This window comes from Pseudomonas sp. TH10 (genome assembly GCF_016651255.1).
Taxonomy (GTDB): Bacteria; Pseudomonadota; Gammaproteobacteria; order Pseudomonadales; family Pseudomonadaceae; genus Aquipseudomonas.
The window spans coordinates 1-13,781 of record NZ_JAEKEG010000022.1; the positions used below are offsets into that span (position 1 = coordinate 1).

At 59.3% G+C, this 13,781-nt stretch carries 10 protein-coding genes, 2 tRNA genes and 2 pseudogenes; 10 read left to right on the top strand and 4 right to left on the bottom strand.

Annotated features, from left to right (window positions below; genetic code table 11):
- Window positions 1-357, top strand: a pseudogene (locus JFT80_RS02780) (methyl-accepting chemotaxis protein); the annotation flags it as partial.
- Window positions 358-480: 123 nt separating this feature from the next.
- Here JFT80_RS02780 and JFT80_RS02785 read toward each other — a convergent pair.
- Both JFT80_RS02785 and JFT80_RS02790 read right to left on the bottom strand, forming a co-directional pair.
- Window positions 481-2,049, bottom strand: a pseudogene (locus JFT80_RS02785) (ABC transporter permease).
- Window positions 2,049-3,059, bottom strand: coding sequence for an extracellular solute-binding protein (locus tag JFT80_RS02790; RefSeq protein ID WP_201146847.1), 1,011 nt, complete (start codon window positions 3,057-3,059; stop codon window positions 2,049-2,051). The pseudogene JFT80_RS02785 and the gene JFT80_RS02790 overlap by 1 nt, the downstream one beginning before the upstream one ends.
- 85 nt (window positions 3,060-3,144) lie before the next feature.
- Between JFT80_RS02790 and JFT80_RS02795 the strand changes: the two genes are divergently transcribed.
- Window positions 3,145-3,408, top strand: a complete 264-nt coding sequence (locus JFT80_RS02795; RefSeq protein WP_201146848.1) for a hypothetical protein — start codon at window positions 3,145-3,147, stop codon at window positions 3,406-3,408.
- Here the strand turns inward: JFT80_RS02795 and JFT80_RS02800 are convergent.
- Both JFT80_RS02800 and JFT80_RS02805 read right to left on the bottom strand, forming a co-directional pair.
- A tRNA-Leu gene (locus JFT80_RS02800) sits at window positions 3,371-3,457 on the bottom strand. The genes JFT80_RS02795 and JFT80_RS02800 overlap by 38 nt on opposite strands.
- 181 nt (window positions 3,458-3,638) lie before the next feature.
- Window positions 3,639-3,725 (bottom strand) — tRNA-Leu (locus JFT80_RS02805).
- 224 nt (window positions 3,726-3,949) lie between these two features.
- Here JFT80_RS02805 and rnr point away from each other — a divergent pair.
- From rnr to JFT80_RS02845, 8 genes are all read left to right on the top strand, one after another.
- Window positions 3,950-6,589 carry a ribonuclease R gene (rnr, locus tag JFT80_RS02810; RefSeq protein ID WP_201146849.1) on the top strand — a complete coding sequence of 880 codons (2,640 nt, stop codon included), beginning with the start codon at window positions 3,950-3,952 and terminating at the stop codon, window positions 6,587-6,589.
- Window positions 6,586-7,347 carry a 23S rRNA (guanosine(2251)-2'-O)-methyltransferase RlmB gene (gene rlmB, locus JFT80_RS02815; RefSeq protein WP_201146850.1) on the top strand — a complete coding sequence of 254 codons (762 nt, stop codon included), beginning with the start codon at window positions 6,586-6,588 and terminating at the stop codon, window positions 7,345-7,347. Before rnr ends, rlmB begins: the two co-directional genes overlap by 4 nt.
- A gap of 301 nt (window positions 7,348-7,648) precedes the next feature.
- On the top strand, window positions 7,649-8,071 hold the full coding sequence (gene rpsF, locus JFT80_RS02820; protein WP_103304671.1) for a 30S ribosomal protein S6: 423 nt from the start codon (window positions 7,649-7,651) through the stop codon (window positions 8,069-8,071).
- 29 nt (window positions 8,072-8,100) lie between these two features.
- Window positions 8,101-8,331, top strand: coding sequence for a 30S ribosomal protein S18 (gene rpsR, locus JFT80_RS02825; protein WP_002551829.1), 231 nt, complete (start codon window positions 8,101-8,103; stop codon window positions 8,329-8,331).
- A gap of 36 nt (window positions 8,332-8,367) precedes the next feature.
- Window positions 8,368-9,261 (top strand): hypothetical protein, encoded by an 894-nt coding sequence (locus tag JFT80_RS02830; protein WP_201146851.1) that lies wholly within the window; start codon window positions 8,368-8,370, stop codon window positions 9,259-9,261.
- A gap of 19 nt (window positions 9,262-9,280) precedes the next feature.
- Window positions 9,281-9,727 (top strand): 50S ribosomal protein L9, encoded by a 447-nt coding sequence (gene rplI, locus JFT80_RS02835; RefSeq protein WP_008078307.1) that lies wholly within the window; start codon window positions 9,281-9,283, stop codon window positions 9,725-9,727.
- A gap of 122 nt (window positions 9,728-9,849) precedes the next feature.
- Window positions 9,850-11,244: a replicative DNA helicase gene (gene dnaB, locus JFT80_RS02840; protein ID WP_201146852.1), complete on the top strand. Its 1,395-nt coding sequence runs from the start codon at window positions 9,850-9,852 to the stop codon at window positions 11,242-11,244.
- A 188-nt stretch (window positions 11,245-11,432) separates the two neighbouring features.
- The gene (locus tag JFT80_RS02845) at window positions 11,433-13,745 is read left to right on the top strand and encodes a YgiQ family radical SAM protein (protein ID WP_201146853.1); all 2,313 of its coding nucleotides are present in this window, start codon (window positions 11,433-11,435) and stop codon (window positions 13,743-13,745) included.
- Window positions 13,746-13,781: the final 36 nt, after the last annotated feature.

A 13,781-nucleotide genomic window follows, 5' to 3' on the forward strand; every position in this document is an offset into this window, starting at 1 on the left:
ACCGGCGACATTCAGGCGCATATCGTCGCCCTGCAGCAAGGCGCACGCGAGGCTGTGGCCGCGATTGGCCAGGCTGGGCGCCAGGCCAATGAAGGATTGCTGGTACTGCGTGACAGTGCGCGTTTGCAGCAGTCGGTGCAGGCCTCGGTTGAACAGGTGCATGCGGCCATCGGCCTGGCAACGCAGGCGGCGGCGCACCAGGCGCAAGGCGCGCAGGCGGTGCGGGGACGGGTTGAAACGATTCATGCCCAAGCGGAGAAGGCCGCTCAGGCGGTGGTCGAGACCACCGCCAGCGGCAAGGTGCTGGATGGTTTGGCGGCGCAGCTGAAGGCAAGCCTGGGGCAGTTCAGGGCTTAGATTTTGTACTGGCAGGTCTGACGCTATCGCGGGCAAGCCCGCTCCCACAGTGACTTCTGTTGAGCACAGATTGTGTGTTCACCGAAGAACACTGTGGGAGCGAGCCTGCTCGCGAAAGCTATATCAGCGGCTCAAATACATCCGAGTCGTAAGCAAATACACAGGCAATCCGGAAACCACAATCAACAACGCCGCATAAGGCGCCGCCGCCGCAAACTCGACATTCGCCGTATGTGCCCAGACCTCGGTCGCCAAGGTGTTCAGTCCGGTCGGGCTGAGCAGCAACGTCGCCGTCAATTCCTTCATCGCATCGAGAAACACCAGCGCAAACGCCGCGCCCAATGCCGGGAAGATGATCGGCAACGTCACCCGGCAAAACGCGCTGAAGGACGAAGCCCCCAGCGTACGCGCAGCCTCTTCCAATTGCGGCGCAGCCTTGTTCAATGCCGTACGAATCGGCGCCTGAGCCAACGGCAAAAACAGCAGCGCATAAGCGATCAGCAAGAGCCCGGAGGTCTGGTACAGCACGGGCACGTAATGCAGCGCGAAATACACCAGCGTCAGCGCAATCACCAACCCCGGCAACGCATGCAGCAGGTACGGCAAGCGCTCCGCCCAGATCGCCAATTGGCCTTTGTAACGCACCACCAGCAGCCCGACCGGCACCGCCAACACCAGACACAGCGCCGCGCCGCCCAGCGAAAGAGCAAGCGACGACAGCAGCGCCTCGCTGATCGCTGCTACGGGAAAGGCCGCCGACGAACCTACCGCCAGCCAGTACGCCAGCATCCCCAAAGGAATGCCGCTGCCAATGATTGCCAGCATCAGGCAGTACAGCCTGTCCGACCGACAGCCCAAGGCCCCAGGCGAACCTGCGCAGCCTGTCGCGCCGCGCCCTGGCCGGTGCGCACATGTCGACCCTTGCCGCGCACTCGCAAGCTCGAGCCAGAGCAGTATCAGGCACAGCGCCAGCAGTACCGCCGAAAGCATTGCCGCGTTGGCGTTGCTGAATTCGAGCTCGAACTGCTGGTAGATCGCTGTGGTGAAGGTTTGCAGGCCGATGATCGACAGGGCGCCGAATTCCACCAGCATGTGCAGGGCAATCAGCAGCGAGCCGGCCAGCAACGACGGCCAAAGCAGGGGCAGGGTGACACGGAAGAACACGCCCCAGCGGTTCTGCCCAAGGGTGCGGGCAGATTCTTCAAGCGAGGGATCCAGGTTGCGCAGGGTTGCCGCGACCGGTAGAAAAATCAGCGGGTATTTCGATAGGCTCATCACCAGAATCGCACCGCCGAGGCCTTCGAACTGTGCGCTCAGCGAAACCCAGGTAAAGCTGCTGACAAAGGCTGGCACCGCGAACGGCAGGCACAGAATCACGCCCCACAAACGTCGCCCAGGCAGATTGCTGCGTTCCAGCAGCCAGGCCAGCGACAGGCCGATCACGCCACAGGTGATGGTTACGCCGACCATCAACGCCAGGGTATTGCGCAGCAGGCCGAACACATACGGCCGCCAGAGCAAGTGCAGCGCTTCGGCCCAGCCGGCCTGCCAGGTTTTGAGGCCGACATACACCAGCGGTAGAAGGCTGAGCACAACCAGTAGCAAAACCGGCAGTAACAGCCAGATAGAAGGCCGCTTGCGACGCGGCACATAACCCCCGCGCGAGGTGGGGGCGGATAACGATGCGCTCATCAGTTCAAGCCAACGTCACGTTCCAGGTCCAGTGCTTCTTCGGCATTGCCGAGGTCGGCGGGGGTGACTTTCGGTGCTTCCAGCTCGCTGAACGGCTTGAGGCCGCGGTCCGATTGCATGCCTTTGTGGAGCGGGTACTCGGCGGTGGTTTGGGTGATCACGCGCTGGCCTTCTTCGCTCGCCATGTAGGCCAGCAACTGCTGGGCTTCCTTTGGATGTTTGCTGGATTTCAGCACGGCAGCGCTGGAAACAGTGATCAAGCCGCCGACGTCGCCGCCGGTGAAGTAATGCAGTTTCGAATCCAGCTTGCCTTTCTCGCGCTGCAGGGCGAACCAGTAGTAGTTGTTCACCAGTACCGTGGCGACTTCGCCGTTTTCCACGGCTTTGAGGGCGACCATATTGTTGCTATAGGTCTTGCCGAACGCACGCAGGCCAGTCAGCCATTCTTCGGCAGCATCACGACCGTGCACCTTGATGATCGCAACGGCCTGTTCCTGGAACGCGCCGCTGGTCGGTACGAAACCGACTTTGCCTTGCCATTTCGGATCGGAGAATTCCAATACCGATTTCGGCAGGTCTTTTTCATCGACCAGTTTCGGGTTGTAAGCGACTACGCGAACCCGCGCCGTCACGCCGATCCAGGTGCCGTCCGCGGCAACATAGTCCTTGGGCAGCACGGCGAGGGTGGCCGCATCGGCAGGCGCGAGCACGCCCTGTTGCCCGAGTTTGTTCAGCGGAGGCGATTCTTCGGTATAGATCACGTCGGCAGGGGAGCGCTCGCCCTCTTCGACAACCTGGCTGGCCAGCTGGTTGCTGCTGCCCTTGCGCACATTGACGTGAATGCCAGTCTTGGCTTCGAAGGCTTTGGCGATCGCGTCGCCGACTTCCTTGTGCTGGCCGTTATAGAGAGTCAGGGAAACTGCATCGGCAGCCTGGGTGAGGGGAGTGGCGAGCGCCAGGCCGAGGAGGGTGAAGGTCAGGCCTCGGCGCAGGGTATTTCGAAACGTCATTCGCAGGGTTCCTCACTGTCGCATTGCAAAAACTTGCAACAATGATAAACGATATTGTTTCTCAAGTGCGCCTTGCGGGGTGGGAATGCCTGTGCTGGAAAAGGGCGGGATGCACCAGCCCGCCGTAGGAGCTGCCGAAAGCTGCGATCTTTTGATCTTCAGCGCCGTCAGATCAGTCAACAAGCAAGATCAAGAGATCGCAGCCTTCGGCAGCTCCTACAGGGGGGTTGTGTTTTTTCGGAAGCCAGAAACGCAAAAACCCGCTTTCGCGGGTTTTTGTGAAATCCAAGGTCGTAACCTTGAATTTGAATTGGTGCCCAGAAGAAGACTCGAACTTCCACGACCGTAAGGTCACCAGCACCTGAAGCTGGCGTGTCTACCAATTTCACCATCTGGGCAATCATCGCTAGCGTTGCCGCTGTTGATGTGGCGCACTATACGGAGCGCTTTTTGATCTGTAAACCCCTGATTTAATTTTAATAAATCAGTTTTAACAAAAGCGTTCCTTAGAATGCAAAAAACCCGCTTTCGCGGGTTTTTGTATGAGTCTTGAAACTGATCTAGTCTCAAACTCGAAATTGGTGCCCAGAAGAAGACTCGAACTTCCACGACCGTAAGGTCACCAGCACCTGAAGCTGGCGTGTCTACCAATTTCACCATCTGGGCAGCATCGGCAACGCTTGTGCGTCGTCGATGGCGCGCACTATACGGAGCGTGTTTTTAACTGTAAACCCCTGGCATCAAAAAACCTGCAAAATGTTACCAGTGGCATTTAAATCGGCGTTGAGGTGTCGATAAAGGGCTTTGGACAGGCTCTCGCAGCCTGAAATTTCCCGTTTCATTACGCCTATGCCAAACTAACCGCATATAGACAAGGTGAAAACTCTCTAATGGCCGATTGGCAGTCCCTCGATCCCGAGGCCGCTCGTGAAGCGGAAAAATATGAAAACCCTATTCCTAGCCGCGAACTGATCCTGGCGCATCTCGCCGATCGGGGTTCGCCCGCTGCCCGCGAGCAACTGGTTGAAGAGTTTGGTCTGACCACAGAAGACCAGATCGAAGCCCTGCGCCGCCGCCTGCGCGCCATGGAGCGCGACGCACAACTGATCTACACCCGCCGTGGCACGTACGCGCCGGTAGACAAGCTCGACCTGATCCTCGGCCGCATCAGCGGTCACCGTGACGGTTTCGGCTTCCTGGTGCCGGACGACGGCAGCGACGACCTGTTCATGAGCCCGGCGCAAATGCGTCTGGTGTTCGATGGCGACCGTGCATTGGCGCGTGTTTCCGGCCTCGACCGTCGTGGTCGTCGCGAGGGCGTGATCGTTGAAGTGGTCTCGCGTGCTCACGAAACCATCGTGGGTCGCTACTTTGAAGAAGGCGGCATTGGCTTTGTCGTTGCGGACAATCCGAAGATCCAGCAAGAAGTGCTGGTCACTCCGGGCCGCAACGCCAACGCGCAGATCGGTCAGTTCGTCGAGGTGAAAATCACCCATTGGCCGACACCGCGCTTCCAGCCGCAAGGCGATGTGGTCGAAGTGGTCGGCAACTACATGGCGCCGGGCATGGAAATCGATGTCGCCCTGCGTACCTACGACATTCCGCACGTCTGGCCTGAAGCGGTTCTGAAAGAAGCCGCCAAGCTCAAGCCGGAAGTCGAAGAAAAAGACAAAGAGAAGCGCGTCGACCTGCGCCATTTGCCGTTCGTCACCATCGACGGCGAAGATGCCCGCGACTTCGACGATGCGGTTTACTGCGAAGCCAAACCGGGCAAGCTGCGCCTGTTCTCCGGTGGCTGGAAGTTGTACGTGGCGATTGCCGACGTTTCCAGCTACGTGAAAATCGGTTCGGCGCTGGACAACGAAGCCCAGGTGCGCGGCAACTCGGTGTACTTCCCTGAGCGCGTGGTGCCGATGCTGCCTGAGCAGCTGTCCAACGGCCTGTGCTCGCTGAACCCGCACGTCGATCGTCTGGCCATGGTTTGCGAGATGACCATCTCCAAGTCCGGCGAAATGACCGACTACTGCTTCTATGAAGCGGTGATTCACTCCCACGCTCGTCTGACGTACAACAAAGTCAGCGCGATGCTGGAAACGCCGAAAATCACCGAGGCGCGTCAGCTTCGCGGTGAGTACAACGACGTTCTGCCGCACCTCAAACAGCTGTATGCGCTGTACAAGGTTCTGCTGGCGGCCCGTCACGTACGTGGCGCGATCGATTTCGAAACGCAGGAAACCCGAATCATCTTCGGTACCGAGCGCAAGATTGCCGAAATCCGTCCGACCACCCGAAACGACGCGCACAAGCTGATCGAGGAATGCATGCTGGCGGCCAACGTGGCCACCGCTGAATTCCTCAAGAAGCACGAAATCCCTGCGCTGTACCGCGTCCACGACGGTCCTCCGCCGGAGCGTCTGGAAAAACTGCGCGCCTTCCTCGGCGAGCTCGGTCTGTCCCTGCACAAAGGCAAGGACGGCCCGTCGCCGAAGGACTATCAGGCACTGCTGGCAAGCATCAAGGACCGTCCGGATTTCCATCTGATCCAGACCGTGATGCTGCGTTCGCTGAGTCAGGCGGTGTACAGCGCGGACAATCAGGGCCACTTTGGCCTGAATTACGAAGCCTATACCCACTTCACCTCGCCGATCCGTCGTTACCCGGATTTGCTCACGCACCGCGCAATCCGCAGCGTGATCCATTCGAAACAGGACACCCCGCACGTTCGCCGTGCCGGTGCGATGACCATTCCGAAAGCGCGCATTTATCCGTACGACGAAGCGGCGCTGGAGCAACTCGGCGAGCAATGCTCGATGAGCGAACGGCGTGCCGACGAAGCGACCCGCGACGTAGTGAACTGGCTCAAGTGCGAGTTCATGAAGGATCGCGTGGGCGAGTCGTTCCCGGGCGTGATCACCGCCGTGACCGGTTTTGGTCTGTTCGTCGAACTGACCGACATCTATGTCGAAGGTCTGGTGCACGTCACCGCGTTGCCGGGCGATTACTACCACTTCGATCCTGTGCATCACCGTCTGGCGGGCGAGCGCACCGGTCGCAGCTTCCGTCTCGGCGACACCGTTGAAGTGCGCGTGATGCGCGTTGACCTCGACGAACGCAAGATCGATTTCGAGATGGCCGAAAAAACCATCAGCGCGCCGATCGGTCGCAAAAAGCGTGGTGCTGAAACCGAGCCAGCCAGCAAGTCCACGGCTAAAACCGTTGCCGAGCCGGCTCCAGCGAAAACAGCGGGTCGCCGTCCCGCCAAAGAAAAGGCTGCCGAAGCCTATCGCCCTAGCGATGCCGTGGCGAAAAACGCCGAGCTGCGCAAAAGCCGTGAAATGAAGAAAGCCCTGCTTTCCGATGCCAAAAACGGTGGTAAAGCGGCGTCCGGGGGAAAGACCGGACGGTCGGCGCCTGAAAAGGCCTCCGGCAGCAAGCCAGCGAAACCGAGCAAACACCGTAAAGGCCCGCCAAAAGCGGGTTCTGCTCCAGCCAAAAGTGGCGGGGCACGTAAACCGAAGGCGAAGTCATGAGTCAGTTGGAAAAAATCTACGGCGTTCACGCGGTAGAAGCGTTGCTGCGTCACCACCCGAAACGCGTCAAGCAGATCTGGCTGGCGGAAAGCCGCAACGATCCGCGCGTGCAGACGCTGGTTGAGCTGGCCAACGAAAATCGCGTCCAGGTCGGTCAGGCCGAGCGCCGCGAAATGGACGCCTGGGTTGAAGGCGTCCATCAGGGTGTGGTCGCGGAAGTAAGCCCGAGCCAGGTCTGGGGCGAAGCAATGCTCGACGAGTTGCTCGACCGCACCGACGGCGCGCCATTGCTGCTGGTGCTCGACGGCGTGACCGATCCGCATAACCTCGGCGCCTGCCTGCGTTCGGCCGATGCTGCTGGTGCGCTGGCGGTGATCGTGCCGAAGGACAAGTCAGCCACCTTGACCCCGACAGTGCGCAAGGTCGCCTGTGGCGCGGCGGAAGTGATTCCGTTGGTTGCAGTGACCAACCTCGCGCGCACCCTGGAAAAACTTCAGCAACGCGGTCTGTGGGTTGTCGGCACAGCGGGCGAAGCTGAAGTCAGCATTTACGACCAGGATCTGACGGGCCCGACCATTCTGATCATGGGGGCCGAAGGCAAGGGCATGCGTCGCCTGACCCGCGAACACTGCGACTATCTGGTGAAACTGCCGATGGCCGGCAGCGTCAGCAGCCTCAATGTGTCGGTTGCCACGGGCGTCTGCCTGTTCGAAGCCCAGCGCCAGCGTAGCGTCAAGGCGGCCACCAAAAAGTCCTGACACTCCGCAGGCCCCGTAGGAGCTGCCGAAGGCTGCGATCTTCTGATCTTGCTTTAAAAACAAAATCAAAAGATCGCAGCCTCGCTTCACTCGGCAGCTCCTACAGATGTTCGGAACGGCGTCCGGGTGATTGTTCAAATAATCACCAATTGCCTTGCACCTCTTCAGTCCCTTCTCTACAATTGCGCCCCTTGCTGTGACGGCAGGCACGCATGTGCCCCGCGCCAGCAAGTCCATAAGTGTCATTCACTCCTTGTCTGACCGTTTTTGAGCGGCAGGCTACAACCCGTAAGGAGCATTCATGCGTCATTACGAAATCATCTTTTTGGTCCACCCGGATCAAAGCGAGCAAGTCGGCGGCATGGTTGAGCGTTACACCAAGCTGATCGAAGAAGACGGCGGCAAAATCCACCGTCTGGAAGATTGGGGCCGTCGTCAATTGGCCTACGCAATCAACAATGTTCACAAGGCTCACTACGTGATGCTGAACGTTGAGTGCACTGGCAAGGCCCTGGCCGAGCTGGAAGACAACTTCCGCTACAACGATGCAGTGATCCGTAACCTGGTCATCCGTCGCGAAGAAGCCGTTACCGGCCAATCCGAGATGCTCAAGGCTGAAGAAAACCGCAGTGAGCGCCGTGAGCGTCGCGACCGTCCTGAGCACGAAGGCGCCGAAGGCACCGATAGTGATGACAGCGACAACAGCGATAACGCTGACGAGTAATCCACGGACCTTATTAAGGAGCCTATCAAATGGCACGTTTCTTCCGTCGTCGTAAATTCTGCCGCTTCACCGCTGAAGACGTGAAAGAGATCGATTACAAAGATCTCAACACTCTGAAAGCTTATGTATCCGAGACCGGCAAAATCGTTCCAAGCCGCATCACCGGTACCAAAGCTCGTTATCAGCGTCAGCTGGCCACCGCTATCAAGCGCGCCCGCTTCCTGGCCCTGCTGGCCTACACCGACAGCCACGGCCGCTGAGACCGGGCAGTCGACAAGTAGCAAAGGATTGAATGCATGCGTGCCTTAGCTGAGTTCATCATGCGCGGCCGCATGCAGGCCACTCTGGTAGTGGCTGGATGCGCGGCATTGCCGTTGTTGTATTGGTTGGGTGCTGCCGCGGGATGCTTCGTGCTCCTGCGGCGCGGATTGAAGGACGCGACGAGCGTTCTTGCTCTGGGACTGCTGCCGGCCTTGGTCTGGTGGTTGTACGCGGATGATCCACGGGCACTTCTGGTGCTGCTGGGTTCTTCGGCACTTGCGTTGGTTTTGCGCGCAAGTGAATCCTGGGTTCGTACGCTGCTGGTCAGCGTAGCGATTGGAGTGGTGTTTTCGGTGGTGCTCGGGGCCGCATTTGCGGCCCAGATCGAGATGCTCGCGCAGGCCTTGATAAAGGTCATGCCGGCGCTCCTCGGTGAGACCTACAAGCAATTGTCGGTCGAAGAGCAAGCGCGTTTCGCGTCCCTGATAGCACCAGTCCTGACCGGACTGATTGCGGCTTTGTTGCAGATCGTCAGCGTGCTGAGCCTGATTGTCGGGCGTCATTGGCAGGCGTTGTTGTACAACCCGGGTGGTTTTGGTCGCGAGTTTCGCGCCATCCGGATCCCGCTGGGGCCGGCGATGTTACTGCTGGCGTTGATGCTTCTGGGCCCGAATCTCGGTGCACAGATGGCCATGTTGACGCCGTTGTGCAGTGTACCGCTGGTGTTCGCCGGACTTGCCCTGATTCACGGGCTGGTCGGGCAGAAGCGACTGGCCGGTTTCTGGCTGGTGGGGTTGTACGTCACGCTGTTGCTATTCATGCAGCTGATCTATCCGTTGCTCGTGGTCCTGGCCATTGTCGACAGCCTGATTGATTTTCGCGGTCGTCATGTGTCGAAAGACACCGATAGCGCGAACGGTGAAGGTTAAAAGTTAAGAGGATTTTCACATGCAACTGATCCTTCTGGAAAAAGTCACCAACCTGGGCAACCTGGGTGACAAAGTGAACGTTAAGGCCGGTTACGGTCGTAACTACCTGCTGCCTTACGGCAAAGCTACCGCCGCGACCCCAGCGAACATCGCTGCGTTCGAAGAGCGTCGTGCTGAGCTGGAAAAAGCTGCTGCAGACCGTAAAGCATCGGCTGAAAGCCGTGCTGCCCAACTGGCCGAGCTGGAAGTGACTATCACTGCCACCGCTGGCGACGAAGGCAAGCTGTTCGGTTCGATCGGTACTCACGACATCGCTGACGCACTGACCGCCTCCGGCGTTGAAGTTGCGAAAAGCGAAGTTCGTCTGCCGAACGGCACCATCCGCAACGTAGGTGAATTCGACGTGGCTGTGCACCTGCACGCCGAAGTTGAAGCCACCGTACGCGTTGTCGTGGTAGCAGCTTAAGCAACACCTGATCGGCTGGCACCCTTGGGTGCTTGCCGGTAACATCGGGCACGATCCTGTTTACAGGTCGTGCCCTTTGTCTTTCTGCAGTTCCTGTTTTTCACAAACCTATTCAAGTGGCCATGAACGATATCTCCGCTCCCGAGCAATACGATCTGCAAACCGCTGCCCTGAAGGTGCCGCCACATTCCATCGAGGCCGAACAGGCTGTACTCGGTGGTCTGATGCTGGACAACAACGCCTGGGAACGCGTGCTTGATCAAGTCTCCGACGGTGATTTCTATCGACATGACCACCGCCTGATCTTCCGGGCGATTGCCAAACTGGCCGATCAGAACTCCCCGATCGACGTCGTGACCCTTGCCGAGCAACTGGACAAGGAAGGTCAGACGTCGCAGGTGGGCGGCCTCGGTTACCTTGGCGAACTGGCGAAAAACACGCCGTCCGTCGCCAACATCAAGGCTTATGCGCAGATCGTCCGTCAGCGTGCGACGTTGCGCCAGCTGATCGGCATCAGCACCGAGATCGCCGACAGCGCCTTCAACCCGGAAGGGCGCACCGCCGAGGAGATCCTCGACGAAGCCGAGCGCCAGATCTTCGCGATTGCCGAGGCCCGGCCAAAAACCGGTGGCCCGGTGGGCGTGAACGATTTGCTGACCAAGGCCATTGATCGCATCGACACGCTGTTCAACACGGACAACGCCATTACCGGCCTGTCCACTGGCTACACCGACCTAGATGAGAAGACCAGCGGCCTGCAGCCGGCTGACTTGATCATCGTCGCCGGTCGTCCGTCGATGGGTAAAACCACCTTCGCGATGAACCTCGTGGAAAACGCCGTACTGCGTAGCGACAAGGCCGTTCTGGTGTATTCCCTCGAGATGCCAGGCGAATCGCTGGTCATGCGTATGCTCTCGTCCCTCGGCCGCATCGACCAGACCAAGGTGCGTTCCGGCCAACTGGAAGATGACGATTGGCCGCGTCTGACCTCGGCGGTCAACCTGCTCAATGACCGCAAGCTGTTCATCGACGACACCGCCGGTATCAGTCCGTCGGAAATGCGTGCGCGTACCCGGCGTCTGGCCCGTGAGCACGGTGACATCGGCTTGATCATGATCGACTACCTGCAATTGATGCAGATTCCAGGTTCCGGCGGCGACAACCGAACCAACGAGATTTCTGAAATCTCGCGTTCCCTCAAAGCCCTGGCCAAGGAATTCAACTGCCCGGTGGTGGCGCTGTCCCAGCTCAACCGTTCCCTCGAGCAGCGACCGAACAAACGCCCGATCAACTCCGACCTCCGGGAATCCGGAGCGATCGAGCAGGATGCCGACGTGATCATGTTCGTGTACCGGGATGAGGTGTATCACCCGGAGACCGAGCACAAGGGCATTGCCGAAATCATCATCGGCAAGCAGCGTAACGGCCCGATCGGCTTTATCCGCCTGGCGTTTATCGGCAAGTACACACGTTTCGAAAACCTTGCGCCGGGCAGCTACAACTTCGACGACGAATAAGCTGTAGCGCCTGAGAGAGCTTCATCGCGGGCAAGCCTGCTCCCACGAGAATCTCACCGAACCTGTGGGAGAGGGCTTGCCCGCGATGGCGGCGACGCAATTTCCGACCACAGCCGTCGGAATTGGTCAAAATTTGTGCTATATTCCGCGCCCGCGAAATTCAATGAAAGCCAACACCGGTTATCGACATGCAAGCAGCCAAGCCGTTATTTGACTATCCAAAGTACTGGGCCGAATGTTTCGGGCCAGCGCCATTCCTGCCGATGAGCAGGGAGGAGATGGATCAGCTTGGCTGGGATTCCTGCGACATCATCATCGTTACCGGTGATGCTTACGTCGATCACCCGTCGTTCGGCATGGCGATCATCGGCCGGCTGCTGGAGTCGCAAGGCTTCCGCGTCGGGATCATCGCGCAGCCAAACTGGCAGTCGAAAGACGACTTCATGAAGCTCGGCGAGCCGAACCTGTTCTTCGGCGTCGCGGCCGGCAACATGGACTCGATGATCAACCGCTACACCGCCGACAAGAAAATCCGTTCCGACGACGCCTACACCCCCGGCGGTATGGCCGGCAAGCGGCCGGATCGCGCGAGCCTGGTTTACAGCCAGCGCTGCAAAGAAGCCTACAAGCATGTACCGATCGTGCTTGGCGGCATCGAAGCTTCCCTGCGTCGCATCGCGCACTACGACTACTGGCAGGATCGCGTGCGTAACTCGATCCTGATCGACGCCAGCGCCGACATTCTGCTGTACGGCAACGCCGAACGCGCAATTGTCGAAGTGGCCCAGCGTCTGTCCTACGGTCACAAGATCGAAGACATCACCGACGTGCGCGGCACCGCATTCATTCGTCGTGACACGCCGCAAGGCTGGTACGAAGTTGACTCGACGCGTATCGACCGTCCGGGCAAGGTCGACAAGATCATCAACCCGTACGTCAATACCCAGGACACCCAGGCTTGCGCCATCGAGCAAGAGAAGGGGCCGGTCGAAGATCCGCAGGAAGCCAAGGTCGTACAGATTCTGGCCAGCCCGCGCATGACCCGCGACAAGACCGTGATTCGTTTGCCATCGGTTGAAAAGGTCCGTGGCGACGCCGTTCTGTATGCTCACGCCAACCGCGTGCTGCACCTGGAAACCAACCCGGGCAACGCCCGCGCACTGGTGCAGAAGCATGGCGAAGTCGACGTCTGGTTCAACCCGCCGCCGATTCCGATGACCACTGAAGAAATGGACTACGTGTTCGGCATGCCTTACGCCCGTGTTCCGCACCCGGCGTACGGCAAGGAGAAAATCCCGGCCTACGACATGATCCGTTTCTCGGTAAACATCATGCGTGGCTGCTTCGGCGGTTGCACCTTCTGCTCGATCACCGAGCACGAAGGCCGGATCATCCAGAACCGCTCCGAAGAGTCGATCATTCGCGAAATCGAAGAGATCCGCGACAAGGTGCCAGGCTTCACCGGCGTCATCTCCGACCTTGGCGGCCCGACCGCGAACATGTACCGCATCGCCTGCAAAACGCCGGAAATCGAATCCGCGTGCCGCAAGCCGTCCTGCGTGTTCCCGGGCATCTGTCCGAACCTGAATACCGACCACTCGTCGCTGATTCAGTTGTACCGCAGCGCCCGCGCCTTGCCGGGTGTGAAGAAGATCCTGATCGCCTCCGGCCTGCGTTACGACCTCGCGGTCGAGTCGCCGGAATACGTCAAAGAGCTGGTGACCCACCACGTTGGCGGTTACCTGAAGATCGCCCCGGAACACACCGAGGAAGGTCCGCTCAACCAGATGATGAAACCGGGCATTGGCAGCTATGACAAGTTCAAGCGCATGTTCGAGAAGTACACCAAGGAAGCGGGCAAAGAGCAGTACCTGATTCCGTACTTCATTGCCGCGCATCCGGGCACCACCGACGAAGACATGATGAACCTGGCCTTGTGGCTCAAGGGCAATGGCTTCCGCGCTGACCAGGTGCAGGCGTTCTACCCGTCGCCGATGGCCACTGCCACCGCGATGTACCACTCGGGCAAGAACCCACTGCGTAAGGTCACTTACAAGAGCGACGGCGTGACCATCGTCAAGAGCGAAGAGCAGCGTCGTTTGCACAAGGCGTTCTTGCGTTATCACGATCCTAAAGGCTGGCCGATGCTCCGCGAGGCGCTGATTCGCATGGGTCGCGCTGACCTGATCGGTTCGGGCAAGGATCAGCTGATCCCGACGCATCAGCCGGCCACCGACAGCTACCAGAGCGCACGTCGCAAGAACTCGACACCGGCCGGTAGCCATAAAGTGGCGAAGGAAGGCAAAGAGAAGACCACCAAGATTCTCACCCAGCACACCGGTCTGCCGCCGCGTGCCAGTGACGGTGGTAACCCTTGGGACAAGCGTGAACAGGCCAAGGCTGCGGCGTTCGCCCGCAACCAGCAAGCGGCCAAGGAGCGCAAGGACGCCGCCAAAGGCAAAGGGCCGAAGCCGACCCGCAAGCCAGTAGTGCCGCGCTAAGCAACGCTTAAGCTGAACAGAACGCCAACCTTCGGG

Coding starts and splice junctions, on each gene's coding strand:
- JFT80_RS02790 (WP_201146847.1), bottom strand. CDS start 3,059: ATGACGTTTCGAAATACCCTGCGCCGAGGCCTGACCTTCACCCTCCTC.
- JFT80_RS02795 (WP_201146848.1), top strand. CDS start 3,145: ATGCCTGTGCTGGAAAAGGGCGGGATGCACCAGCCCGCCGTAGGAGCT.
- rnr (WP_201146849.1), top strand. CDS start 3,950: ATGGCCGATTGGCAGTCCCTCGATCCCGAGGCCGCTCGTGAAGCGGAA.
- rlmB (WP_201146850.1), top strand. CDS start 6,586: ATGAGTCAGTTGGAAAAAATCTACGGCGTTCACGCGGTAGAAGCGTTG.
- rpsF (WP_103304671.1), top strand. CDS start 7,649: ATGCGTCATTACGAAATCATCTTTTTGGTCCACCCGGATCAAAGCGAG.
- rpsR (WP_002551829.1), top strand. CDS start 8,101: ATGGCACGTTTCTTCCGTCGTCGTAAATTCTGCCGCTTCACCGCTGAA.
- JFT80_RS02830 (WP_201146851.1), top strand. CDS start 8,368: ATGCGTGCCTTAGCTGAGTTCATCATGCGCGGCCGCATGCAGGCCACT.
- rplI (WP_008078307.1), top strand. CDS start 9,281: ATGCAACTGATCCTTCTGGAAAAAGTCACCAACCTGGGCAACCTGGGT.
- dnaB (WP_201146852.1), top strand. CDS start 9,850: ATGAACGATATCTCCGCTCCCGAGCAATACGATCTGCAAACCGCTGCC.
- JFT80_RS02845 (WP_201146853.1), top strand. CDS start 11,433: ATGCAAGCAGCCAAGCCGTTATTTGACTATCCAAAGTACTGGGCCGAA.